Here is a 23,303-nt window from a genome sequence, read left to right on the forward strand (position 1 = left end):
TCCTGACACAGGTGTTACCCATGTCTCCGGTCTATACACAGCGGCAAAGAAAGTGACCCCCGCCCCGGGGAGGGGCGCGCTAATAGACCGACACGAATACAAGCTCAACGAAAAAAGAGCCGCCTGAAACCTCAGGCAAACGTATCCACGAGTCCAACAACCCGCCGCGAAGGCAAAACAGAACCCGAACCGCCGGCAGCACCCACCCCACCGCCGACAGAAGAACCCCCACGCCTCCCGCCGCCACTCTCCGACCGATCCCCGCCCGACTGCCCCTGACGAGCAAACGCAGACCCATCGGAAACCGAAGCGCTTCCGAGGCTGATGCCATTAGCCTCCATGGCCTCACGAAGCTTCGGCATGGCGGCCTCGACCGCCTCCCGGACCTGCGCATGCTGCGACACGAACAGCGCATGCGCGTGGTTATCGGCGACTTGCAAAGTCACCTGCAACGGCCCGAGATCTTTCGGATTGAGCGTGAGTTCAGCACTCTGCTGATCCGCATTCGACAAGAACACCACCTTCTGACTGAACGCATCGTCCCAACCCGATGCGCCCACGTGCGGTGCAATCGCCGCGCTCGTAGCCGCCGTCATCGCGCCCTGCGGATTCGATACCGCCGAACTCGCCGATGCCGTCTGCATCGCCACCGCGTGCGCCGCCGCATCCGCTGCCTGCTTGTACGCGGCCGTCCCGCCATCGGCAGCAACCGGCGTCAGCGCCGCCTGTGCATTGGTCAATGCCGTCGCGTCGGCCTGCGCGCTCGCAGCGGCATTCTTGCCATCGGCCGCCGACGCATTCGTCAGCAGCGCACCCCGCGCACCCTTCGCGCCACGCGGCATGTCGCCGTCGCCAGACTTGCCGCCGTCCGCGCCCGCATGACCAGCCGACGCCGTCACGACCGCAGCCGCCGGCGGGTTGTTCATCGCCGCGAGCGCGGCTTGCAACGGGTCCGGCTCCGCTTTCGCATCGCCGGTTTTCTTCGTGTCGCCAGTAGCGGATGCATCGTCGTCCGTCGATGCCGTCGTCAAACCGCTCGATGCCGCATCGGCAAGATCGGCGAGCGTCGCGTCGTCAGCAACCGGGTTAGTGTCCGCATTCGCTGCGTCGGCGGCATCCGCACGCGCTTTCGCGTCAGCGGCAGCCTTGGCCGCTGCATCGGCGGATGCGGCCGGCTTGGTCGATGCAGCCGCCTTCGATGCGTCCGCGCTTTCGGTCTTGTCCGCGGGCTTCGATGCGTCCGCCGCAGCGTCCGCCTTGCCGCTCGCATCCGACGACGAAGCCTGCACGTCGTCATCCTGACTCGCGGCGCTGTCGTCAGGCTTCGGTGCGTCATGCACGCTCGACTGGCCGGACGAAGTCTGCGCCTGCGCCGCTTGCGCCTCTGCATTGGCGCGATCGGTGATGCTCTGCAGCGTCAGCCCGAACGACACGCCCGCGCTCGCCGCGCGCTTGGCCGCCGATGCGACAGAAGACGATGACGATGACGAAACACCCGTCAGCGCGCCAGTGAATGAAACGGAGGACATATCAGTCTCTGAAATTCGATAAATGAACTACACGCGGACAAACGCCGCTAAAAACTCAGGCCCTTGCGGCACGCATACGAAGCACCTTCGCCGCATGCTCATCGGCCTCGCGCTGTTCGACGCGCGCCGCCTGCTTCGCAAGCACCGCTTCCCCACGCGCCGCAAGCACCTCGTAACTGCCGACCTTCTGCTTCTTCAGCCGCCATTCGGGCTTCATCGCCTCGATGCGGTGATCCGCCATCACGATCGCCGCCCGTTGCTGCGCAATGGCCGCATCGAGCGTATCGACGAACGCCTGGAAATTGCGCAGCGTCTGCGCCGTCGTGCCTTGCTGCGCCGATGCCGTGAACTTCGCGTGATACTCGTCGCGATACGTCACGAGCGATTGAAGCTGCGCCTCGGCTTCAGTTTTTTCCTGCTGCAACTTGCCCAGCTTTTTGGTGGCGGTGTCGAGCTCTTCTTGCGCGAGTTCGATGAGCGTGGTGATCGGCAGATTCTTGGACATGGACGTGCGGTCTCTGTGGTCGTGGTTCTACGCGTTCTTCTGAGGAATGGCCCGAATACTATTCGAAAAGCTGGTGCAACAAATCGAGGCTCGGTTCAAAATTTGCCTGCTCACGAAAGCCTTGCTGTAAAAACGACTCCATGCGCGGATATAACGCAATCGCGCGGTCCAATAACGCATCCCGTCCGTGCGAATACGCACCGACATTAATCAAATCCTTGTTGCGCTGATAACGCGAAAGCATCTGTTTGAAGAGACGCACGCGCTCGAGATGCTTGTCGTCGATGATCGACGTCATCACGCGGCTAATCGACTGTTCGATATCGATCGCCGGATAGTGCCCCGCCTCCGCGAGCGACCGGTTCAGCACGATATGGCCGTCGAGAATCGCGCGGGCGGAATCGGCAATCGGGTCCTGCTGGTCGTCGCCTTCGGTGAGCACCGTATAGAACGCGGTGATCGAGCCGCCGCCTTCCGGGCCGTTGCCGGTACGCTCGACGAGCGCGGGCAGCTTCGCGAATACCGACGGCGGATAACCCTTCGTCGCGGGCGGCTCGCCGATCGCGAGCGCAATCTCGCGCTGCGCCATCGCGTAGCGGGTGAGCGAGTCCATCAGCATCAGCACGTGCTTGCCCTGATCGCGGAAATACTCCGCGAGCGAGGTCGTGTACGCGGCGGCCTGCATCCGCAGCACCGGCGAAACGTCCGCCGGCGCGGCCACGACGACCGAGCGCGCGAGTCCGTCCTCACCGAGAATCTGCTCGATGAATTCCTTCACTTCGCGGCCCCGCTCGCCGATCAGCCCAATCACGATGACTTCCGCGCTCGTATAGCGCGCCATCGTGCCGAGCAGCACGGATTTACCCACGCCCGAGCCCGCGAAGAGGCCCATGCGCTGACCGCGTCCGACCGTGAGCAGCGAGTTGATCGCGCGCACGCCGACATCGAGAACCTTGTGAATCGGCTCGCGGTTCAGCGGATTGATCACGGGCGCGGCCAGCGGTGCATCCATCTTCGCGCCCAGCGGCCCGAGACCATCGAGCGGGCGGCCGGATGCGTCGACCACGCGGCCCAGCATTTCCCAGCCGACGGGCAGACGCTTGGCGCCCGCCATCGGATCGTTGATCGGCGCGCTTTCCAGCGGATACACCCGCGCGCCCGGCAACAGGCCCGCGACTTCGGTCGTCGGCATCAGGAACAGCTTGTCGCCCGCGAAGCCGACGACTTCCGCTTCGGCGGTCGGGATCGCGCTGCCGGGCGGCAACTCGATCATGCATTCCGAACCCACGCCCATCTTCAGGCCGACGGCTTCGAGCACGAGGCCCGCGGCGCGCGTCAGGCGGCCGCACGGACGCAGCGGCTTGGCGATCGCGTTGCGCGACTTCAGCGCATCGAGCTTGTCGCGCCACGTGTCGATATGCGGATTGCCCGCGAGCGCGGCGAGTTCGGCGATCGTGCGCGCGGCGTGGTCATCGGGCAGATCGCCGGCGATAGCCTCATCGCCTGCGAGCGGTCCAAACGACGCCCGCGCGAGTTCCTGTTCCAGCGCGCTCAGGCCATCCTGCGTGATTCGATTGTTCACCACGGCTTGTTCCTCCCGAGCGCCGCCACGACGCGCTCCCAGCGCGATACGTTGGTCGCGTCGATTTCGCCGGTCGCGGCGTGCGCCTTGCAGCCGCCACGTTCGATGGCCGGATCGGGCCGCACCGTCCAGCCGGCGGCTTCGAGTTCTTCCTTCAGATACGAATCGACGACCGGCAAATCCGCCGGACTGACGACCAGCGTCGGCGCGCCCGAAAGCTCCGGCTCGGCTGCGATCACTTCACGCGCCACGGCGAGGAGGGCGGTCGGATCGAGCGTCAAATGCTGACGCACGACCTGCTGCGCGATATCGATGGCAAGCGCGGCAAGCGATTCCGCGATGGCGGCATCGGCGGCCTGCAGCGCGGTCTTGAAGGTATCGGCGATCTGTGCTAGTTGCGCGGCTTGCGCAAGCGCTTCCTTGCGGCCTTCCTCGAAGCCGCGCGCCTCGCCCTGCTCGAAGCCCGCCTTGAAGCCGAGCGCCTGACCGGCGACGTGCCCCTTGGCCAGCCCCTGCGCGTGCGCATCTTCCTCGACGCGCCGCAGATGCGCTTCGAGCGCGGCCTGATCCGCCGCACTGTTGTCGACGGTGACGGGATCGAACGACGCCATCTCCCAGCGTTGATACGCCGACACGTTGGCCTTCGCGGCAGCAGCGTTAGACATATGCGTCCTCCGCCTTGCCGCCTAGCTGAATCTGGCCGGCTTCGGCGAGATTGCGCACGATCTGCAGAATCTTGCGTTGCTGCTGTTCGACTTCCGACACACGCACCGGACCACGCGAATCGAGGTCTTCGGCGAGCAGTTCGGCCGCGCGTTGCGACATGTTCGACAGGAACTTCTGGCGCAAGCCGGGCTGTGCGCCCTTCAGCGACACGATCAGCGTTTCCGACTCGACTTCCTTCAGCAGCAGCTGGATTGCGCGGTCTTCCAGATCCATCAGGTTCTCGAACACGAACATCTGGTCGATGATCTTCTGCGCGAGTTCGGCGTCGTAATCGCGCACGTTCGACAGCACGCCTTCCTCGTGATTGCTCGACATGAAGTTGAGAATCTCCGCCGCCGTGCGGATGCCGCCCATCGGCGCGCGCTTCAGGTTGTCGCTGCCGGACAGGAGCGTGGTCAGCACGTCGTCGAGTTCGCGCAGCGCGGCGGGCTGAATGCCGTCGAGCGTCGCGATGCGCAGCAGCACGTCGTTGCGCAGCCGGTCGTTTAGCAGCGACACGATTTCCGAAGCCTGATCGCGGTCCAGGTGCACGAGGATCGTCGCGATGATCTGCGGATGCTCGTTCTTGATGAGTTCCGCAACCGCGCCCGAGTCCATCCACTTCAGGCCCTCGATACCGCTCGTATCGCTGCCTTGCAGAATGCGGTCGATCAGCGCGCCGGCCTTGGTTTCGCCGAGCGCCTTCGTCAGCACCGAGCGAATGTACTCGCTCGAATCGAGCGACAGCGCGGTGTGCTTTTCCGCTTCCAGCACGAATTCGGTCAGCACGTTGTCGAGCTGCTCGCGCGTCACGTTCTTGAGCGCCGCCATCGTCGCGCCGATTTTCTGGACCTCGCGCGGCGCGAGATATTTGAAAACGTCGGCGGCTTCTTCCTCACCGATCGACATCAGGAGGAGAGCGGCTTTATTCAGGCCTTCAGCGTTCATCGGACACCCAGTTCTTCACGACGGTCGCAACGATTCTCGGGTCCTGCCGCGCAACCATGCGGGCGTAGTCGAGATTGCGATCGAATTTGGCTTTGTTGCTTTCATGACCGAGGAGACTGACCTCGGCATCCTTTTCTTCTTCGTCCTTCTTCTCGCCGTCCATCGTCGAGCCGTCGAGCAGCGAGAGTTCGTCCGGTGCGCCAGCGAGCGTCGGCGCAATTTCGGGCGGCGGCGGGAAGGCGCGCTTCATCGCCGGCTTCACCATGCTGAAGTACAGGAACAGCGCGACGATGCCGATGCCCACGTACTTCGCCAGCGAGATGCCGCGCGCAATCATGTCGGGCGTACGCCACCACGGCACGTCCGGCGTCATGTTCAGGTCCGACGTGAACGCGCTGTTCACTACGTTGACCGAATCGCCGCGCTTCTCGTCATAGCCCATCGCGTCCTTCACGAGCTGCTGCACTTGCGCGAGCTTGTCGGCGGCGAGCGGCGTCATCGTCACGTTGCCCTTCGCATCGACCTTCTTCTCGTAGTTGACGACCACCGCCACCGAAAGACGCTTGATGCCGCCCGTCGCCTGCTCGAAGTGGCGCACGGTGCGATCCACTTCGTAGTTCGTCGTCGTGTCCTTGCGCAGGTTTTGCGGCGTGGACTTCGTGGCGGCCGCGCCGGATGCGGCTGCGTCGATCGGTGCGGATGCCGCTTGCGGCGGCTGGTTCGACAGCGCGCCCGGCACGCCCGTCGCGCCGCTGCCCGACGTTTCGCTCGATTCGCTCGATTGCTGGCTGCGGATCGCGGTGCTTTGCGGATTCGCGTTCGGGCCATAGCTTTCGGCGGTCTGTTCGAGCTTGGAGAAGTCGATATCCGCGCTGACTTGCGACCGCGCATTGCCGGCGCCGAAGAGCGGCGCGAGGATCGCGTCGATGCGCTTCTGCGTGTTGTGCTCGATCTGCTGCATGTACTTGAGCTGCGATGCGTCGAGGCCGCTTGCGGCGCTCTGGCTCGTGAGCAGGTTGCCGTCCTGATCGACGATGTTCACGTTCTTCACCGGCATGTCCGGCACGCCCGACGACACCATGTGCGCGATCGCGAGCACTTGCCCTTCGTCGAGCACGCGGCCGGGATAGAGGTTCACCATCACCGAGGCGGTCGGCAGTTCCTTGTCGCGCACGAAGACGCTCGGCTTCGGTATGGCGAGATGCACGCGCGCCGACTTCACCGACGAGATCGAACCGATGGTGCGTTCGAGTTCGCCTTCCAGCGCGCGCTGATAGTTGATCTGTTCCGCGAACTGGCTGATGCCGAACTTCTGGTTGTCCATCAGTTCGAAGCCGACCGAGCCGTTTTTCGGCAAGCCCTGGCTCGCGAGACGCAGGCGCGTTTCGTGAACCTGCTCGGCCGGAACGAGGATGGCGCCGCCGCCTTCGGACAGCTTGTAGGGAATGTTGCCCTGCTGGAGCGCGGTAACGATTGCGCCGCCGTCGCGGTCCGACAGATTGCTGAACAGCACGCGATAGTCCGGCTGGCGCGACCACAACAGCAGCCCGGCGACGACCATCGCGAGCACGGCGACCGCGATGATCAGCGGCACGCGCGGGTTCGAGCGGAATTGCGAAAGCATCGGCACGCGCTGTGCAAAGCCGCCGAAATTACCGCCCGGAAGGCCCGCGCCCGCAGCGGCGCTGCCGGCCGCGCCAGGCTGCGCGCCGGCCAGGCCCATCCTGGCGTCGGGCGTAATCAAAGAGTTATTGGGCGTTTCCATTTGGCGTCGATGCTCCGAATCTTGGCGTCTTCCTGTCGCCGCTGTTCGTCAGCGGTTGAGGAGTCTTTTCACGATGGGGATTATCCGCACAAGATTGCAAGTCGATTCGATGAATAGAGCCGGGTTTCCCCCGTTCTTCGGGCGGTTTGGAAACGCCCCCGCTGCTAATCTTTTTCAAACCTGGAAGAGGCTCCCGAGCGCCGCCCGGACACCCTTCTGTTCTTTGAGATAGCGTTGCAGTCACACGGAGTCAACATGAACTTTCCGATCAATCCGCTTTCCGCCGCGATGAGCGCCATCCAGTCGATGTCCGCGGAGGCGGCCGGCGGCGCGTCGGCGTCGGGCGCAGTCACCGGCGGGGTATCCGGAGCACGCGGAAACTCCGGCGCGGTCAGCGCGGGCAGCTTCGCGGATGCGCTGAAATCGTCGATCGACAAGATCAGCGACAACCAGACGAAGGCGCTCGGTGAAGCGCACGCGTTCGAAGTCGGCGCGCCGAACGTCTCGCTCAACGACGTGATGGTCGACATGCAAAAGGCGAACGTCGGTCTCCAGTTCGGCCTGCAGGTCCGCAACAAGCTGGTGTCGGCGTACAACGACATCATGCAAATCTCCGTCTGACGCGTTCAGGCGCCGTCCGCGCAAGCCCGCCGTTTTGGCCCCGAAGCCTTGCGCCCTAAAGCTTTGCCGCGTTCCTCCGATAACCCCGATAACAGCACGGCGAACGATGGTTCGCTCGCGAGAGCGGGCAGCGCCTTCGTGATTTCCGCCGGCACCGATTTCTTGCCGGACACGCAACGGGCGTCCGGACGGGCGGCGAGGGCCGCGCGGGCATTGCATTCAGGGAGAGCCATCGATGTATTCGCAGGGACAGGCGGGAGCCAACGCATATGCGCGCGTCGGCGTTCAGACGGGCGTGATGGGAGCCAGCCCGCACCGGCTCATCGTGATGCTTTATCAGGGCGCGAGGCAGGCCATTGCGCAGGCGCGGATGCATCAGCAGCAGAACAACATCGGCGCACGCGGAGCGGCGATCGGCAAGGCGATCAACATCGTCGAAAGCGGCTTGCAGCAGGCGCTCAATAAGGAAGCGGGCGGCGAAATCGCGCAGCGGCTGGACGCGCTGTACTCGTACATGACGCGCCGGCTTCTGGAAGCGAACCTGAAGCAGGACGAGAAGATGCTCGTTGAAGTCGACGACTTGCTCGCGACGCTCGAGGAAGCGTGGGTTGGAATTGGACCGGAAGTGGCGCAGATGACCGCGGCAGCCGTCTGAACGGAAGTGGCGGGCGACTGCCAGAGAAGAATGAAAACCACACAAGAATACTTCGCTCACTATGAAGCCATCGCCGCGCTTTCCGCCCAGATGCTGGTGGCGGCGCGCGAAGGCGAATGGAGCGAGCTGAAGGCGATGCAGGGCGTGTATCGCGGCTTGGTCGACCAGTTGCAGGAGACGGATGCCGGCTCGGAACTCGACGAAAGCGCCCGGGCGCGCAAGCTGGACCTGGTGAAGAAGATTCTCGCCGACGACGCCGCCATTCGCGATCTGAGCTCGCCGAGTCTCGCGCGCCTGTCGGCGCTCTTCACGGTCAACAGCACGGCGCGCGTTCTGAAGAAGATGGTCGGACTGCGTTGAACGACGCGCCGCGCGATTGAGCGGACGCACTTGAGGATTTCGGCATGACAGGACTCGACTCCACGCTGGCGGCGCTGCTTGCGAGCCGCACCGACCTCGTCCTGTCCGCGATCCGCGCGGCCGATGGCGTCAACGGCGCGGCCGGCGCCGCCGCTGGCCGGACGACCACACAAACGGATACATCGCATTCCGTCGATGCGCCCGTCACGCCCGCATCGGTCGCGGCGAACGCGGCGGCATCGGCGAAAACCGAGCTTTCGAACGTCGCGCGCACGCTCGACGTGATTTCCCGGCTGGGCGGTGCAGCGCCCGCCGTCATCGGCGATACGCCTTTATGGCCGACGCCTCCGCGCCCCGCGAGCGCCTTCGCCGCGCTCACGACCGGCCTTTTCGATACCGCTTTCTCTTCCAACGCAGCCGCCGTCGCCGCGGCGCGCGCCGCGACCCTGAACTTGCCGCCGCTGCCGGCTTCGGTGCTGGCGGGCGAACTGGCGAAGACCGTCGGCGAGAGCGGACTCTTTTACGAATCGCATCTCGCGCAGTGGCTGGCGGGGCAGCGCAGCGCGGCATCGCTCGGCAACGAGCCGCAGGCGCACGTCGATTCCCGCTCGGCGCCGCTCGACTTCGCCGACGATTTCCGCACCGCCCCCGATATTCCCGACACGCCCCCGCCGATGCCCGCGCGCCCCGTCGCGATGCCGCAGACGCCGCAGCAGGCGGCCGCGCTCGCTGCGTCGGTGCGGGATGCGCCGCCTTCGGTGCTGTCGAATTCGCAGACGGCGAGTCCTGCGCCGTCCCTGGCTGCGCAGCCGGGGTCGCATGAATCGGCGGTGCAGGCGTCCGTGACGGCGGGCATTCATCCCGCAACGCTCGATGTCGTGCGCCAGCAACTCGACGTCCTCGCCAACGGACAGTTCCGCTGGCAGGGCGAGGCGTGGCCGGGGACGCGCCTCGAATGGGAAGTGAGCCGTGAGCCGCGCGACGCCCGCACGCCTGAATCGCCCGCCGACGATCGCGCCTGGCGCACCCGCGTGACGCTTTCGCTGCCCGCGCTCGGCACGGTGGACGCGGAACTGGTGCTGACCGGCGAGCAGCTCGCGGTGCGCATTCAGACGAGCGATCGCGGCGCGAGCCGCCTGGCGTCGGAGGGCGCGGCCTTCGCGCGTCAGCTCGATGCGGCGGGGATCGCGCTGGCGTCGTTTTCCGTGCGTGCGGCGGACGGTGCGGCCGACATCGACCTGGGCGAGCACGAGGCAAGCGCAAAGCCGGTGCGCTCGCCGCTCGAGCATTTATTCCGCAGCGACGGAGGTTCGGCATGAGCACGCCCTACAGCCGCAAGCAGGCGACGGCGCTGACCTACGATGCCGCGAATCGCGAGACGACGCCGCGCGTCGTCGCGAAAGGTTACGGGCTCGTCGCGGAAATGATCGTGCAGCGCGCGAAGGAAGCGGGCGTGTACGTCCACGACTCGCCGGAAATGGTGTCGCTGCTGATGCAGGTCGATCTGGACGCGCGTATTCCGCCCGCGCTTTATCAGGCGGTGGCGGAATTGCTGTCGTGGGTTTACCGGCTGGAAAACGAGGAGCCGATTCGGGAAGCGGGGCGGACGATCCGCTGACGGCGGCTGCGCGCTACCCAGAAAACGCCCGCGCCACGATCCCCTCGTGATCGAAGCGCGGCGGCAACGTCCCATACACCCGCCCGGTATCGCCGCGCGCATCGCCGAGCCGCGTGTCGATAAACGCCTGCGCCACGTCCGCGGGCGCATGCCGCGCCATCAGCACGCCTTGCGCGCATAACGCCAGTCGCTGCGCGATGCCGCGCGCCGACGCTTCGCGGGACGCGGGATCGCCCGTCAGCATCGCGACGAGTCCCTGCAACGCCGCGCCGAGCGCCGGATGCCGCGCCGCGGTCTCGCGCCAGTCGTCGAAAAGCGCGTGAGCGGCGTCCTGTTCGCGCTCGAACGCGCGCAGCACATCGAGGCACATCACATTGCCGGACCCTTCCCAGATCGAATTGACCGGCGCTTCGCGATAGAAACGCGCCATCGGCCCGGTTTCGACGTAGCCGTTGCCGCCCCAGACTTCCATCGCCTCGCCGGTGAATTCGAGCGCGCGCTTGCACACCCAGAACTTCGCTGCCGGCGTCACGATGCGCCGCCACGCGCGCTCGTGCGGCGCGCTGCCCGCCGCCGCGCTCTGCTCGAACGCGCCCGCGAGCCGCATGAACAGCAGCGTCGCCGCTTCCGATTCGAGCGCGAGGTCCGCCAGCACATTGCGCATCAGCGGCTGATCGACGAGGCGCGCGCCGAACGCGCTTCGATGCCGCGCATGATGAATGGCCTGCACGAGCGCCGTACGCATCAGCGCCGCGCTGCCGATCACGCAGTCGAGCCGCGTGAAGTTCGCCATCTCGATGATCGTCGGCACGCCGCGCCCTTCATCGCCGATCATCACACCGTAGGCATCGAAAAATTCGACTTCGCTGCTCGCATTCGAGCGATTGCCGAGCTTGTCCTTGAGCCGCTGCACGTGGACCGCGTTCTTGCGTCCGTCCGGCGCAAAGCGCGGCACGTAGAAACACGACAGCCCGCCTTCGTCGGCGGTGCGCGCGAGGACGAGATGCGCGTCGCATTGCGGCGCCGAGAAGAACCACTTGTGGCCGATGAGCCGATAGGCGCCGCCGCGCCCGCCGCCTCCATCGATGGCATGCGCACGCGTGCGATTGCTGCGCACGTCCGAGCCTCCTTGCTTCTCGGTCATGCCCATGCCGATCATCATCGAACGCTTGCCGGCTTCCAGCGGAATGTCGCGCGGATCGTGTTCGCGCGACAGCAACGGCCCCGCGAGCCGCGCATAAAGCGCCGGTTCGTTGCGCAAAACGGGGATGCTCGCGAAGGTCATCGTGATCGGACACAGCGACCCCGATTCAAGCTGGCCATGCAGGAAGTAGCCTGCGCAGCGCGCGGCCATCGAGCCGGCGCGCGCCTGCGGTTCGAACGGAAGCGCCTGCAGGCCCTCGTGACGCAGCCGCCGCAGCAACTCGTGCCACGCCGGATGAAATTCGATCGCGTCGATGCGCTCGCCGCGCGGATCGTGCGTCGCGAGTTCCGGCGCGTGGCGGTTGGCGAGGTCCGCGAGCGCGAGCACATCGGGCTGCGTGAGCGCGCGGCCATCGCGGGAAAGGGCGTCGGCATGCCACGGCGCACCCTCGCGTTCCACGGCGGCGGCGAGCGCGCAATCGGCGGCGAAAGCGTCGTAGTCGCAAAGCGGCGGCGCCTGATTCGTCACGTGATGTGCCGCGCCGAAAGGATGATCGTGTGCGCCGGCCAAGGGCGAATCCATGCGTCGGTCTCCGTCGTCGGTGACGCGGCAAAGGCGCTGTCTGTTCCACGCGACACTCGCCCGGTCCATCGTCGCCATCTCGAATTCATCCATCATAGGCCGTGGTTTCGGCTGAGGTGTAGAGGCAGCGCTCTCTTTAATCGGGCCGGGCGTGGCGGCGCGGTTGTCACAGATCGTCAACTTTTCTTGGGCGCAGTCTGAAAGCGTTGCGCGCTGAGAGAATTCCGATTGTTTAGGCGTCCACGCTGACTGGGTGTCGCGCGAACCTATAATCGGCTCGACTTGCCGGGCACGATCGCCCGCGCGACCACGCCTTTTCAGGAAGTAATCGCAATGAGCATGAACCTCAATCAATTGGTGCAGGGCGCTTTGAACGAAAGCGTGTTGCAGCAGCTCGCCTCACGCGTCGGCTGCACGCCGGAATCCGCCAAGCGCGTCATCTCGTTGTGCGGTCCTGCGCTCATCGGCTCGATGATGAACAAGGCGTCGTCGCTCGATGGCGCGCGCAACCTCTTCGCATCGGTCATGTCGCCGAGCGTGAACACGCATATCGCCGACGAACTGCCGCACTTCGTCGTCCATGACGAAGGCATGCAGTCGCTGCTGGCAACGGGTGCGTCGGTGGAAGGCGCGGTTGCGTCGCACGACAGCCTCAACTTCCTGAGCGAGCGCATCGCCGAGCACACCGGCGTCGCGGCGGGCGCGACCCGCACGCTGACGGGCGTGGTGGGGGCCACCATCCTCGGGCTGCTGAAACGTTACTTCACGCAGAACAACGGACAGGTCGGCTCCTTGCCGACGCTGCTCGGGCATCAACTGCCCGTCGTGCGCGCAAACATGACGGACTCCTTCGCGCAGGCGCTCGGCCTCGGCTCCGTCGGCGCGTTTCTCGCGGGAGTGGCGTCGCGGCTGAAGGCGGTGTCGTCGCATCTGGAGCATCCGGCGACGCACGAAGCCGCCGCGTTCCCGATTCACAGCGATCGCCCGCCCGCGCCCGAAGCGGACGACGAAGCGAAAGACGCGTCGGGCAAGCGGAGATGGCTGTGGGTCGCGAATGCGGCGGCGCTCGCGCTGTTCGCCGCGCTCGTCGCGCGTGGCTGCTCGACCGACGACAAGCCGACGGAACAGGCCGCCGATGCGCAAGCAGACGCTTCGGCCGCGTCGGATTCCACGGCGGATTCGACCGCCGCGATCGCCGCGATCGCCGCGGATGCGTCCGCGTCCGCGCCGGTTCAGGCTTCCATGCCGCCGCTGCCGGCCGGCAAGGACGCGGCGGCTTCTTTCACTGTCGACGCGTCCGGCGTGCCGACGCTCAACGCGAAGGTCGGCAGCGAGCAGGAGCGGCAGCGCCTGATCGGCGCGTTGACGTTCGCGCTCGGTGCGAACAAATTCCACGCAAACGTGACGGTCGATCCGGACACGAAGCCATCTGCGTGGATCGGCAAGCTCGACAAGCTGCTTCCCGTGTTGACGCTGCCGGGCGCACGCGTGCGCATCGCGGGCGACAACATCGAACTGGACGGCCAGGCCGCCGACGCGAAGCTCGGCTGGGCGGCCAAGCTGACGTCGCTGTTCGGCCCGGACTGGCGCATCGGCGCTGCGAACGGCCGCGCGGATGCGCCGGCGTCGGCTGCATCGGCCGCCTCCGCTGGCTCCGTCGCGGCGAAGTCCGAAGCGTGTACCGCGCCGGCGATTGCCCGCATGCTGAATCTGCAACCGGTCAACTTCCGCATCGGCTCGAACACGCCTCCCGCAGCCGCGATGGCAGCGCTCGCCAAGTCCGCCAAGACGCTCAAGGCGTGCGACGAAAGCGTGTCGCCGATCAAGCTGGAGATCGCCGGCTATTCGGACAATACCGGCAGTGCGCCGCTGAACGTGGCGCTGTCGAAGAAGCGCGCGGAAGCGGTGCGTGCCTACCTGATTAAGCACGGCATTCCGGCAAGTTCGCTTACGGCGCAAGGCTTCGGCGAAGCCAGCCCGATCGCCAGCAACGCGACGCGTGCCGGACGCATGGCGAATCGCCGCATCGAGTTCCACGAAGTGCGTTGATTCGGCTCCGGTTCCGTTCCCGTGCTGATTTACGCGCCGGGCCGCCATTCGCGGTTCCGGCGCGTTTTGCTTTCAGAGCCGCGTTTCAGCGGCGTCCGCGGGCCAGGCCATCGGCCATGAAGTCCTGATCCAGATTCGCGGGCAAGGTTTCGCGCGCAACCTCGATCCAGGCTCGCGCCGCATGCGACAGATACCCGTTGCGTCGCCAGCCGACCGCCATGTCCCAGTGAATCTCGGGCGCGACCACCGGGCGGCACGTGAACGCCTCCGTGTCGAGGCGGCGGCAATACGGCGCGGGTAACAGCGCAATGCCGACGCCCGCCTGCACCAGCGCCGCCATGAAATCCCAATGCCCGCTGCGGCCGACGATCGTCGGCGAAAAGCCCGCCTCGCGGCAGGCGTGCAGCACGACATCGCTGAGCGCGAGGCTTTCCCCGTAAAACACGAACGGTTCGGCGGCGAGATCGGCGAGCGGCACTTCGTGCATGTCCTCCCAGCGCGAACCTTTCTGCGCGACGAGCCACAGCAATTGGCGGCTGACAGGCAGCACGTCGAACATGTCGGTATCGACCGGCTGCAAGACGCCGCCCAGTTCGAGTTCACCTTCGATCAACGCGGCTTCGATCGCTTTCGATCCTCGCTCGAACAGTTTCAGCTCGACTTTCGGATACCGCTGCCGGAACGCCGCGATGGCGGGCGTGAAAAGCGAGCCGCCCATCGGCGGAATGCCGATGGTGAGCGCCCCGCGCCCGAAGGTGCCAAGGTCGTTCAGTTCGGCTTCGAGCCGTGCATGAGCCGCGAGCACTTCGATGCCACGCTGATAGACGATCTGCCCCGCATCCGTCAGCACCATTTGCCGGCCCTCGCGCAGCAGCAGCGGCGAGCCGACCTCGTCTTCCAGCGCCTTCACCATTTTGCTGATCGTCGGCTGCGTGACGAACATGTGCTCGGCCGCCGTCGTGAAGCTCTTCTGCTTCACCACTTCGATGAAGTAACGCAGTGCACGCAGTTCCATCGCAGTCTCCGGATTCCAGATCGGAATGATGCAAATAATTTTAAGTCATTTTTTTTATGGAAAGGCAGCCCATATACTCGGCCTACAGGTTAACCCTAGTCACCCTCATAACCGGAACACGCCATGTCCGCCGTCCTCTCGAATCAAACGCCCGTAATGAACGCCCGCGCCAGCGCCGCGCGGTTCGTTCGCGTGGCGGTGCAATCGGCGGGCATTGCCGCAATCTGGTTCGCTGCGGATTTCGTCGCGCGCACGCTGGCGTTGCCGGTGCCGGGCGGTGTGGTCGGTTTGGTCGCGCTGCTGATCCTGCTGATGAGCGGCGGCATCGCACCGCGCTGGGTCAAGGCCGGCGCGGACTGGCTGCTCGCCGACATGCTGCTGTTCTTCATCCCGGCGGCCGTCGCCGTCGTGCAATACGGCGGGCTGTTCAAGGAAGACGGCTGGCGGCTTGCGCTGGTCGTCGTCGGCGGGACACTGATGGTGATGGTCGCCGTCGCCTTCGCCGTCGACCGCGCGGCACGGCTCGAGCGGCGTCTTGCGCTGCGGCGCGCGCTTGTCGCCCGCCACGCGGCGCGTGCGTGATCGGCGACCAAGCGACGATGAGCCACTTCTACGCTTCCGTTTTCGGTGACGACGCCGGCCGCCTGATCGCGGCGGGATGCTTCGTGCTGACCGTCGCGCTGTACTTCGCGTCGAAGCGCCTGTATGCGCGCTACAAAAGCCCGTGGCTCACGCCGCTTCTGGCGGTCCCGGCGGTGCTCGCGCTGATTGTCGTGACCGCGCGCATCCCGTATTCGGTCTATTTCGCCGACACGCGCTGGCTGATGTGGCTGCTCGGCCCCGCGACCGTCGCGTTCGCGGTGCCGATCTACGAATATCGCGCGTTGCTCAAGCGTCACTGGATTTCGCTGACGGTCGGCGTGACGGTCGGGATTCTCGTGGGCGTCGGCGGATCGCTCGCGCTGGCGAAACTCCTGCATCTGTCGCCGGAATTGCAGCGCAGCCTCGCGACGCGCTCGGTTTCGACGCCGTTCGCGCTCGCGGTGTCCGACAAGATTCACGCTTCCCGGGACCTGACCGCGCTTTTCGTGATCGCGACGGGCGTATGCGGCATGCTGTTCGGCGAACTCGTGCTCGCGCTGGTGCCGCTGCGCACGCGGCTTGCACGCGGCGCATTGTTCGGCGCGGCGGCGCACGGCGTCGGCACCGCGAAAGCGCGCGAATTGGGGAGCGAAGAGGGCGTCGTCTCCAGCCTCACGATGATGATTGCGGGCGTCGTGATGGTGCTGCTCGCGCCCTTGCTGCAAGTGTTGCCGTTCTGAGCTGACGCGCGACAAAATCGGCTCATCAAGAGCCAAACCATCCCATAAGACTTTGCTACAATCGACCTTCGCCCCCGAGGAGCGTTGCGACGGACGGTTCGCTGAAAAGCACCATCTGCCAGGCTCGGAGGCATTCAATCCGGACGGTTCGAAGGCGCTTCAGTAATGAACGCGCACGCACAGCCACCGCATTCGAACGGCGCTCACGTCAACATTTCTAGTCTTTTTAGAAAAGGAGGGCGTGATGAACGCCGCAGTTCTCGATTCCCAAAACACCAAAGATTTCGTCGTCGCCGACATGTCGCTCGCCGCATGGGGCCGCAAAGAGCTCAACATCGCCGAGACGGAAATGCCGGGCCTCGTGCAGATCCGCGAAGAGTACAAGGTGCAGCAGCCGCTGAAGGGCGCACGCGTCGCCGGTTCGCTGCATATGACCATTCAGACCGGCGTGCTGATCGAAACGCTGAAGGCGCTGGGCGCGGACGTGCGCTGGGCGTCGTGCAATATCTTCTCGACGCAGGATCACGCTGCCGCCGCGATCGCCAATGGCGGCACGCCGGTGTTCGCGTTCAAGGGCGAATCGCTCGACGAGTACTGGGAATTCTCGCACCGCATTTTCGAATGGCCGAACGGCGAATTCGCCAACATGATTCTCGATGACGGCGGCGACGCAACGCTGCTGCTGATCCTCGGCTCGAAGGCGGAGAAGGATCGCTCGGTGATCGCCAAGCCGACGAACGAGGAAGAAGTCGCGCTGTACAAGTCGATCGAGCGCCACCTCGACGCCGATCCGACGTGGTACTCCACGCGCCTCGCGCACATCCAGGGCGTGACGGAAGAAACGACGACGGGCGTGCATCGCCTGTATCAGATGGAGAAGGAAGGCCGTCTGCCGTTCCCGGCCATCAACGTCAACGATTCGGTCACGAAGTCGAAGTTCGACAACCTGTATGGCTGCCGCGAATCGCTCGTGGACGGCATCAAGCGCGCAACCGACGTGATGATCGCGGGCAAGATCGCGGTCGTGGCCGGCTACGGCGACGTGGGCAAGGGCTGCGCGCAATCGCTGCGCGGTCTGGGCGCGACCGTGTGGGTCACCGAAATCGATCCGATCTGCGCGCTGCAGGCGGCGATGGAAGGCTATCGCGTGGTCACGATGGAATACGCCGCCGACAAGGCCGACATCTTCGTGACGGCGACGGGCAACTACCACGTCATCAACCACGACCACATGAAGGCGATGCGCAACAACGCGATCGTCTGCAACATCGGCCACTTCGATTCGGAAATCGACGTTGCGTCCACGCGCCAGTACACGTGGGACAACATCAAGCCGCAGGTCGATCACATCATCTTCCCGGACGGCAAGCGCATCATTCTGCTGGCCGAAGGGCGTCTCGTGAATCTGGGCTGCGCGACGGGCCATCCGTCGTTCGTGATGTCGAACTCGTTCACGAACCAGACGCTCGCGCAGATCGAACTGTTCACGCGTGGCGACCAGTACGAAAACAAGGTCTACGTGCTGCCGAAGCAACTCGACGAGAAGGTCGCGCGCCTGCACCTCGGCCGTATCGGCGCGGAACTGACCGTGCTGTCGGATGAGCAGGCCGGCTATATCGGCGTAGAAAAGAACGGTCCGTTCAAGCCGAACCACTACCGCTATTAATCGGACGCGGCGGCTGTCGCGCGCGGGCGCCTCGTGCATCCGCGCGCCGTTGCGCCTAACGACGACCATCCCGGAGAACCTCGATGACCGTGCTGCTGACATGGCTGATCAATGCGCTCGCGCTGTTGATCATCACATATCTGGTGCCGTCGATTCACATACGCAGTTTCGGCACGGCGCTCATCATCGCGGTCGTGCTGGGGCTGATCAACGCGGTGCTGCGCCCGATCCTCATCGTCCTGACGCTGCCGGTCACCGTCCTCACGCTCGGCCTCTTCATCCTCGTGGTGAATGCGCTGTGCTTCTGGCTGTGCTCGTCCTTGCTGAAGGGCTTCGAAGTATCGGGATTCTGGTCCGCGTTCTTCGGCTCGATTCTTTACAGCATCGTCTCGTGGCTGCTGTCGGCGCTCATCTTCGGGCAGCGCAACTTCGGGTAGCCGCCGCGCTTCCCGCGCACACACCAACATGAAACCGATCGAACTCTCATTCGAGTTTTTCCCGCCGAAGACGCAGGAAGGCGTGGACAAGTTGCGGGCTTCGCGCGCGCAACTGGCGAAGCTCTCGCCCAAGTTCGTCTCCGTGACCTTCGGCGCGGGCGGCTCCACGCAGCAAGGCACGCTCGATACCGTGCTCGAAATGGCGGCGGAAGGCTTCGAGGCGGCGCCGCATCTTTCGTGCATCGGTTCGTCGAAGGAAAGCCTGCGGGCGATTCTCGGCGCGTATCGCGAGCACGGCATTCGCCATATCGTCGCGCTGCGCGGCGATCTGCCTTCGGGCATGGGCGAAGTCGGCGAATTGCGCTATGCGTCGGAGCTCGTGGCGTTCATCCGCCAGGAGCACGGCGACTGGTTCCACATCGAAGTGGCCGCGTATCCGGAGTTTCATCCGCAAGCGCGTTCGCCGCGCGCCGATCTCGAGAATTTCGCGCGCAAGGTGAAAGCGGGCGCGAACGCCGCGATCACGCAGTACTTCTTCAACGCCGACGCGTACTTCGAGTTCATCGACGAAACGAAGAAGCTCGGCGTCGATGTGCCGATCACGCCGGGCATCATGCCGATCACGAACTTCTCGCAACTGATGCGCTTCTCCGACATGTGCGGCGCGGAAGTGCCGAAGTGGATCGCGCGCCGGCTGGAAAGCTATGGCGACGATCGCGAGTCGATTCGCGCATTCGGTCTCGACGTGGTGACGGGCCTGTGCCGCCGTCTCGTCGATGAAGGCGCGCCGGGGCTGCATTTCTATACGTTGAACGGTGCGGCCGCGACGAAAACGATCTGCGAGCGGCTCGGCTTCGGCAAAGCCTGATTTTTCGTTGTTTGCATCACCCGCGCGGCGCTCGCCGCGCGGTTCTACTTCTCTCCCGCATCAACGCATCCCGCCGCACGCCTTGGCTCGTTTCGGAACTGGGGAAAACCGCGTATCGCCGTCTTATTTGTTCGTGCTAGTGTTGCGCCCGGTTTTTTCGTCCGCTAACAAGGCGGAGGACGCGATCAAGTAAGATCGCGCTACGCTGGCCAGAAGCCGGCACTGACCTGGAGGAAACATGAAGAAGAATGGCCTGTTGCGAGCCGCCCGCTTGTCGGCGCTCATGGGCGCTGTCGCTACGGCAACGCTGTTCGCGGCGAGCGCTGCGAACGCGGCAATCCCGAACAAGACACTGATTTACTGCTCCGAAGGCAGCCCCGCCGGTTTCGATCCCGCGCAATACACCACAGGCACCGATTTCACCGCCAACACGTTCACCGTGTACAACCGCCTCGTTGAATTCGAGCGCGGCGGCACGAAGGTCGAACCGGGTCTCGCCGAAAAGTGGGAAGTCTCGTCCGATGGACTGACTTACACGTTCCATCTGCGCCACGGCGTGAAGTTCCAGACGACGTCGTACTTCAAGCCGACGCGCGAATTCAACGCGGACGACGTGCTCTTCACGTTCAACCGCATGCTCGATGCGAACCATCCGTTCCGCAAGGCGTACAACGTGCAGTTCCCGTACTTCACGGACCTCGGCCTCGACAAGCTGATCGCGAAGGTCGACAAGGTCGATCCGTACACCGTCAAGTTCACGCTGAAGGAAGTGAGCGCACCGTTCATCCAGAACATGGCGATGGAATACGCGTCGATTCTCTCGGCGGAATACGCGGACAAGCTGCTGAAGGACGGCAAGGCCGCCGACATCAATCAGTATCCGCTCGGCACGGGCCCGTTCATTTTCCGCAGCTATACGAAGGACGCGACCATCCGCTTCGACGGCAATCCGGACTACTGGAAGCCGAACGCGGTGCAGATCTCGAAGCTGATCTTCTCGATCACGCCGGATGCCGCCGTGCGCGTGCAGAAGCTCAAGAGCAACGAATGCCAGGTAATGAGCTATCCGCGCCCGGGCGACATTTCGGCGCTGAAGTCGGCATCGAACGTGGACACGCCGTCGCAAGCCGGCTTTAACGAAGGTTACGTCGCGTATAACGTGACGAAGAAGGACCTCGGCAACGCCGACGTTCGCCGCGCGCTCGACATGGCCATCAACAAGAAGGCGATCATCGATTCCGTGTATCAGGGCGCAGGCCAGGCGGCCACCGCACCGATGCCGCCGACGCAGTGGTCCTACGTCAAGAACCTGAAGACGAACCCGTACGACACCGCCAAGGCAAAGGAACTGCTCTCGAAGGCAGGCTTCCCGAACGGTTTCGAGATCACACTGTGGGCCATGCCCGTGCAACGCGCCTATAACCCGAACGCCCGTTTGATGGCCGAAATGATTCAGGCCGACTGGGCGAAAATCGGCGTGAAGGCGAATATCGTGTCCTACGAGTGGGGCGAGTATCTGAAGCGCGCGCACGCGGGTGAACACGATGCGCTGCTGATCGGCTGGACCGGCGACAACGGCGATCCCGACAACTGGCTCGGCACGCTGCTCGGCTGCGATGCCGTGAAGGGCAGCAACTTCTCGAAGTGGTGCTACAAGCCATTCGACGATCTCGTCGTGAAGGGCCGCTCGACCACCGATGTCGCCGCGCGCACGAAGGCTTACACCGACGCGCAGCAGATCTTCGCGCAACAACTGCCGTTCTCGCCGATCGCGCATTCGACCGTCTATCAGCCGGTCAGCAAGAAGGTGACGAACATGAAGATCGAGCCGCTCGGCTACGTGCGCTTCGATGGCGTCGGCATGCAGTAATCTGCTGACGGAACGCTTTTTGCACTAGACGATAATCAGTCGCAACAGGGCCGGCGGCGCGGATCGAAACGATCCGGCCGCCGGTTACGTATTTACCCCACGAACGATATCAAAGGGCGATCATGTTCCGATTCGTTTTGCGACGCATAGGAATGGTGATACCGACGTTCATCGGCATTACGATTCTCGCGTTCGCGCTCATCCACCTGATCCCGGGCGATCCCATCGAAGTGATGATGGGCGAGCGGGGCGTGGACCCGGCGATGCACGCCGAAGCCATGAAGCGCCTGGGGCTGGACCAGCCGCTTCCGCTCCAATATCTCACTTACGTCGGCCATGCATTGAAGGGTGATCTGGGCACGTCCATCATTACGAATACGAGCGTGATGGGCGAGTTCCTGGCGCGCTTTCCGGCCACCGTCGAACTGTCCATTTGCGCGATGATCTTCGCGCTCGTCGTCGGCCTGCCGACTGGCGTGGCGGCGGCGCTCAGACGCGGCACGGTCGTCGATCACAGCGTCATGGGCACCGCGCTCACCGGCTATTCCATGCCGATCTTCTGGTGGGGCTTGATCCTCATCATGTTCTTCTCCGCGAAGCTCGGATGGACGCCCGTGTCAGGACGCATTGCGGTGGAGTACGACATTCCGCACGTCACGGGCTTCATGCTGATCGACTCGCTCTTCTCGACCGATGAAGGCGCGTTCACGTCGGCGTTGTCGCATCTGATCCTGCCGACCATCGTGCTCGGCACGATTCCGCTTGCGGTCGTCGCGCGCATGACGCGCTCGTCGATGCTCGAAGTGCTGCGCGAGGACTACATCCGCACGGCGCGCGCGAAGGGCTTGTCGCCGTTGCGCGTGGTCGTCGTGCATGCGCTGCGCAACGCGCTCATTCCGGTGGTCACCGTGATCGGCTTGCAGGTCGGCACGCTGCTCGCGGGCGCGGTGCTGACCGAGACGCTGTTCTCCTGGCCGGGCGTCGGCAAGTGGCTGATCGACGCCATTTCGCGGCGCGACTATCCGGTCGTGCAAGGCGGCATTCTGATGATCGCATCGCTCGTGATCGTCGTGAATCTGGTCGTCGATCTGCTCTACGGCGTGTTGAATCCGCGCATTCGCCATACTCGCTGAGGACACACGAATGGCTGACGTTCAAAACAATCTCCCGCCCGGTGCGCTGACGCCGCCGTCCGGCCGCATGGTCGCGGCGCGCGAGTTCTGGGCGAACTTCTCGCGCAATCGCGGCGCCGTCGTGGCGGGTGTCATCGTCATTGCGCTCATGCTGGTCGCGATCTTGGCGCCGCTGATCGCGCCTCATAGCCCGATCGAGCAATACCGCGACTATGTGAAGATCCCGCCCGCGTGGCTCGAAGGCGGCAATCGCATGTTCCTGCTCGGCACCGACGAAGCCGGCCGCGACATTCTCTCGCGCCTGATGTACGGCGCGCGGCTGTCGTTCTGGATCGGCTTCGTGTCGGTGGTGCTCGCGCTGATTCCGGGCGTCGTGCTGGGTCTGATGGCCGCGTTCTTCAACTGGCTCGATACGCCGATCATGCGCGTGATGGACGTGCTGCTCGCGCTGCCGTCGCTGCTGCTCGCGGTCGCTGTCGTGGCGATCATCGGGCCTGGGCTCGTCAACACGATGCTCGCCATCGCGATCGTCGCGCTGCCGGGCTATGTGCGCCTCACGCGCGCATCGGCGCTCGGCGAATTGCAGAAGGAATACGTGACGGCATCGCGCGTCGCGGGTGCGGGCACCGTGCGGCTCATGTTCTCGCAAGTGCTGCCGAATTGCGCCGCGCCGCTCATCGTGCAGGCGACGCTCGGTTTCTCGTCCGCGATTCTCGATGCAGCCGCGCTCGGCTTCCTCGGCCTCGGCGTGCAGCCGCCGGCTGCGGAGTGGGGCGCGATGCTCGCATCGGCGCGCGATTACATCGAAAGCGCATGGTGGATCGTGACGATGCCCGGTCTCTCGATTCTGATCTCGGTGCTCGTCATCAACCTGCTCGGCGACGGGCTGCGCGATGCGCTCGATCCGAAACTGAAACGGATGGGATGAC

General features: G+C 64.7%; 22 protein-coding genes and 1 riboswitch. Of the genes, 14 read left to right on the forward strand and 8 right to left on the reverse strand.

The window, feature by feature from the left end:
• Positions 1-131: 131 nt before the first annotated feature.
• From AB6804_RS28235 to fliF, 6 genes are read right to left on the reverse strand one after another with little or no spacing between them, the layout of a single operon-like run.
• On the reverse strand, positions 132-1,529 hold the full coding sequence (locus AB6804_RS28235) for a flagellar hook-length control protein FliK (RefSeq protein ID WP_370889253.1): 1,398 nt from the start codon (positions 1,527-1,529) through the stop codon (positions 132-134).
• 55 nt (positions 1,530-1,584) lie between these two features.
• The gene (gene fliJ / locus AB6804_RS28240) at positions 1,585-2,034 is read right to left on the reverse strand and encodes a flagellar export protein FliJ (RefSeq protein ID WP_035962237.1); all 450 of its coding nucleotides are present in this window, start codon (positions 2,032-2,034) and stop codon (positions 1,585-1,587) included.
• Positions 2,035-2,092: 58 nt separating this feature from the next.
• Positions 2,093-3,619 carry a flagellar protein export ATPase FliI gene (fliI, locus tag AB6804_RS28245; protein ID WP_370889254.1) on the reverse strand — a complete coding sequence of 509 codons (1,527 nt, stop codon included), beginning with the start codon at positions 3,617-3,619 and terminating at the stop codon, positions 2,093-2,095.
• Positions 3,613-4,281 carry a flagellar assembly protein FliH gene (gene fliH / locus AB6804_RS28250; protein WP_370889255.1) on the reverse strand — a complete coding sequence of 223 codons (669 nt, stop codon included), beginning with the start codon at positions 4,279-4,281 and terminating at the stop codon, positions 3,613-3,615. Before fliH ends, fliI begins: the two co-directional genes overlap by 7 nt.
• Entirely contained in the window at positions 4,274-5,269 is a 996-nt protein-coding gene (gene fliG, locus AB6804_RS28255; RefSeq protein ID WP_370889256.1) for a flagellar motor switch protein FliG, read from the reverse strand. The genes fliH and fliG overlap by 8 nt, the downstream gene beginning before the upstream one ends.
• On the reverse strand, positions 5,259-7,034 hold the full coding sequence (fliF, locus tag AB6804_RS28260; RefSeq protein WP_370889257.1) for a flagellar basal-body MS-ring/collar protein FliF: 1,776 nt from the start codon (positions 7,032-7,034) through the stop codon (positions 5,259-5,261). The genes fliG and fliF overlap by 11 nt, the downstream gene beginning before the upstream one ends.
• 255 nt (positions 7,035-7,289) lie before the next feature.
• Here fliF and fliE point away from each other — a divergent pair, with 255 nt between their 5' ends.
• The 5 genes from fliE (at position 7,290) to AB6804_RS28285 (ending at position 10,288) form a co-directional block, all read left to right on the forward strand.
• A complete protein-coding gene (fliE, locus tag AB6804_RS28265; RefSeq protein WP_370889258.1) occupies positions 7,290-7,655 on the forward strand; it encodes a flagellar hook-basal body complex protein FliE in 366 nt (121 codons plus the stop codon).
• Positions 7,656-7,890: 235 nt separating this feature from the next.
• Positions 7,891-8,310: a flagellar export chaperone FliS gene (gene fliS, locus AB6804_RS28270; protein ID WP_035962247.1), complete on the forward strand. Its 420-nt coding sequence runs from the start codon at positions 7,891-7,893 to the stop codon at positions 8,308-8,310.
• A gap of 30 nt (positions 8,311-8,340) precedes the next feature.
• Entirely contained in the window at positions 8,341-8,670 is a 330-nt protein-coding gene (locus tag AB6804_RS28275; protein ID WP_035962249.1) for a flagellar protein FliT, read from the forward strand.
• A 44-nt stretch (positions 8,671-8,714) separates the two neighbouring features.
• Positions 8,715-9,989, forward strand: coding sequence for a flagellar hook-length control protein FliK (locus AB6804_RS28280; RefSeq protein ID WP_370889259.1), 1,275 nt, complete (start codon positions 8,715-8,717; stop codon positions 9,987-9,989).
• Positions 9,986-10,288, forward strand: a complete 303-nt coding sequence (locus AB6804_RS28285) for an EscU/YscU/HrcU family type III secretion system export apparatus switch protein (protein WP_370889260.1) — start codon at positions 9,986-9,988, stop codon at positions 10,286-10,288. Before AB6804_RS28280 ends, AB6804_RS28285 begins: the two co-directional genes overlap by 4 nt.
• Before the next feature lie 13 nt (positions 10,289-10,301).
• On the opposite strand, the gene AB6804_RS28290 is transcribed toward AB6804_RS28285, so the two are convergent.
• Positions 10,302-12,014, reverse strand: a complete 1,713-nt coding sequence (locus AB6804_RS28290; RefSeq protein WP_370889261.1) for an isovaleryl-CoA dehydrogenase — start codon at positions 12,012-12,014, stop codon at positions 10,302-10,304.
• 333 nt (positions 12,015-12,347) lie between these two features.
• Between AB6804_RS28290 and AB6804_RS28295 the strand changes: the two genes are divergently transcribed.
• Positions 12,348-14,063 (forward strand): OmpA family protein, encoded by a 1,716-nt coding sequence (locus tag AB6804_RS28295; protein ID WP_370889262.1) that lies wholly within the window; start codon positions 12,348-12,350, stop codon positions 14,061-14,063.
• A gap of 85 nt (positions 14,064-14,148) precedes the next feature.
• Here the strand turns inward: AB6804_RS28295 and AB6804_RS28300 are convergent, their stop codons facing one another.
• A complete protein-coding gene (locus AB6804_RS28300; protein ID WP_035962255.1) occupies positions 14,149-15,078 on the reverse strand; it encodes a LysR family transcriptional regulator in 930 nt (309 codons plus the stop codon).
• Positions 15,079-15,234: 156 nt separating this feature from the next.
• Here AB6804_RS28300 and AB6804_RS28305 point away from each other — a divergent pair, with 156 nt between their 5' ends.
• The 8 genes from AB6804_RS28305 to AB6804_RS28340 all read left to right on the forward strand — a co-directional run bounded on the left by AB6804_RS28305 (position 15,235) and on the right by AB6804_RS28340 (position 23,302).
• On the forward strand, positions 15,235-15,660 hold the full coding sequence (locus tag AB6804_RS28305) for a CidA/LrgA family protein (protein ID WP_370889273.1): 426 nt from the start codon (positions 15,235-15,237) through the stop codon (positions 15,658-15,660).
• Between the two features lie 17 nt (positions 15,661-15,677).
• Positions 15,678-16,400, forward strand: coding sequence for an LrgB family protein (locus AB6804_RS28310; protein WP_370889263.1), 723 nt, complete (start codon positions 15,678-15,680; stop codon positions 16,398-16,400).
• Positions 16,401-16,470: 70 nt separating this feature from the next.
• Positions 16,471-16,612, forward strand: a riboswitch (S-adenosyl-L-homocysteine riboswitch).
• A gap of 32 nt (positions 16,613-16,644) precedes the next feature.
• Positions 16,645-18,066 carry an adenosylhomocysteinase gene (gene ahcY / locus AB6804_RS28315; protein WP_370889264.1) on the forward strand — a complete coding sequence of 474 codons (1,422 nt, stop codon included), beginning with the start codon at positions 16,645-16,647 and terminating at the stop codon, positions 18,064-18,066.
• Positions 18,067-18,149: 83 nt separating this feature from the next.
• On the forward strand, positions 18,150-18,503 hold the full coding sequence (locus AB6804_RS28320; RefSeq protein WP_035962261.1) for a phage holin family protein: 354 nt from the start codon (positions 18,150-18,152) through the stop codon (positions 18,501-18,503).
• A gap of 28 nt (positions 18,504-18,531) precedes the next feature.
• Positions 18,532-19,371: a methylenetetrahydrofolate reductase [NAD(P)H] gene (metF, locus tag AB6804_RS28325; protein WP_035962263.1), complete on the forward strand. Its 840-nt coding sequence runs from the start codon at positions 18,532-18,534 to the stop codon at positions 19,369-19,371.
• Between the two features lie 238 nt (positions 19,372-19,609).
• On the forward strand, positions 19,610-21,241 hold the full coding sequence (locus AB6804_RS28330; protein WP_370889265.1) for an ABC transporter substrate-binding protein: 1,632 nt from the start codon (positions 19,610-19,612) through the stop codon (positions 21,239-21,241).
• A 122-nt stretch (positions 21,242-21,363) separates the two neighbouring features.
• Positions 21,364-22,374: an ABC transporter permease subunit gene (locus AB6804_RS28335; protein ID WP_370889266.1), complete on the forward strand. Its 1,011-nt coding sequence runs from the start codon at positions 21,364-21,366 to the stop codon at positions 22,372-22,374.
• A 10-nt stretch (positions 22,375-22,384) separates the two neighbouring features.
• Positions 22,385-23,302 (forward strand): ABC transporter permease subunit, encoded by a 918-nt coding sequence (locus AB6804_RS28340; protein WP_370889267.1) that lies wholly within the window; start codon positions 22,385-22,387, stop codon positions 23,300-23,302.
• Position 23,303 lies beyond the last annotated feature (1 nt).

It is taken from the genome of Caballeronia sp. RCC_10 (assembly GCF_041360715.1).
Taxonomy (GTDB): domain Bacteria; phylum Pseudomonadota; class Gammaproteobacteria; order Burkholderiales; family Burkholderiaceae; genus Caballeronia; species Caballeronia grimmiae.

Bases quoted from the DNA above. Each gene is read 5' to 3' on its own strand.
- AB6804_RS28235 (WP_370889253.1), bottom strand. From the start codon at position 1,529: ATGTCCTCCGTTTCATTCACTGGCGCGCTGACGGGTGTTTCGTCATCG.
- fliJ (WP_035962237.1), bottom strand. From the start codon at position 2,034: ATGTCCAAGAATCTGCCGATCACCACGCTCATCGAACTCGCGCAAGAA.
- fliH (WP_370889255.1), bottom strand. From the start codon at position 4,281: ATGTCTAACGCTGCTGCCGCGAAGGCCAACGTGTCGGCGTATCAACGC.
- fliG (WP_370889256.1), bottom strand. From the start codon at position 5,269: ATGAACGCTGAAGGCCTGAATAAAGCCGCTCTCCTCCTGATGTCGATC.
- fliF (WP_370889257.1), bottom strand. From the start codon at position 7,034: ATGGAAACGCCCAATAACTCTTTGATTACGCCCGACGCCAGGATGGGC.
- fliE (WP_370889258.1), top strand. From the start codon at position 7,290: ATGAACTTTCCGATCAATCCGCTTTCCGCCGCGATGAGCGCCATCCAG.
- fliS (WP_035962247.1), top strand. From the start codon at position 7,891: ATGTATTCGCAGGGACAGGCGGGAGCCAACGCATATGCGCGCGTCGGC.
- AB6804_RS28275 (WP_035962249.1), top strand. From the start codon at position 8,341: ATGAAAACCACACAAGAATACTTCGCTCACTATGAAGCCATCGCCGCG.
- AB6804_RS28280 (WP_370889259.1), top strand. From the start codon at position 8,715: ATGACAGGACTCGACTCCACGCTGGCGGCGCTGCTTGCGAGCCGCACC.
- AB6804_RS28285 (WP_370889260.1), top strand. From the start codon at position 9,986: ATGAGCACGCCCTACAGCCGCAAGCAGGCGACGGCGCTGACCTACGAT.
- AB6804_RS28290 (WP_370889261.1), bottom strand. From the start codon at position 12,014: ATGGATTCGCCCTTGGCCGGCGCACACGATCATCCTTTCGGCGCGGCA.
- AB6804_RS28295 (WP_370889262.1), top strand. From the start codon at position 12,348: ATGAGCATGAACCTCAATCAATTGGTGCAGGGCGCTTTGAACGAAAGC.
- AB6804_RS28300 (WP_035962255.1), bottom strand. From the start codon at position 15,078: ATGGAACTGCGTGCACTGCGTTACTTCATCGAAGTGGTGAAGCAGAAG.
- AB6804_RS28305 (WP_370889273.1), top strand. From the start codon at position 15,235: ATGAACGCCCGCGCCAGCGCCGCGCGGTTCGTTCGCGTGGCGGTGCAA.
- AB6804_RS28310 (WP_370889263.1), top strand. From the start codon at position 15,678: ATGAGCCACTTCTACGCTTCCGTTTTCGGTGACGACGCCGGCCGCCTG.
- ahcY (WP_370889264.1), top strand. From the start codon at position 16,645: ATGAACGCCGCAGTTCTCGATTCCCAAAACACCAAAGATTTCGTCGTC.
- AB6804_RS28320 (WP_035962261.1), top strand. From the start codon at position 18,150: ATGACCGTGCTGCTGACATGGCTGATCAATGCGCTCGCGCTGTTGATC.
- metF (WP_035962263.1), top strand. From the start codon at position 18,532: ATGAAACCGATCGAACTCTCATTCGAGTTTTTCCCGCCGAAGACGCAG.
- AB6804_RS28330 (WP_370889265.1), top strand. From the start codon at position 19,610: ATGAAGAAGAATGGCCTGTTGCGAGCCGCCCGCTTGTCGGCGCTCATG.
- AB6804_RS28335 (WP_370889266.1), top strand. From the start codon at position 21,364: ATGTTCCGATTCGTTTTGCGACGCATAGGAATGGTGATACCGACGTTC.
- AB6804_RS28340 (WP_370889267.1), top strand. From the start codon at position 22,385: ATGGCTGACGTTCAAAACAATCTCCCGCCCGGTGCGCTGACGCCGCCG.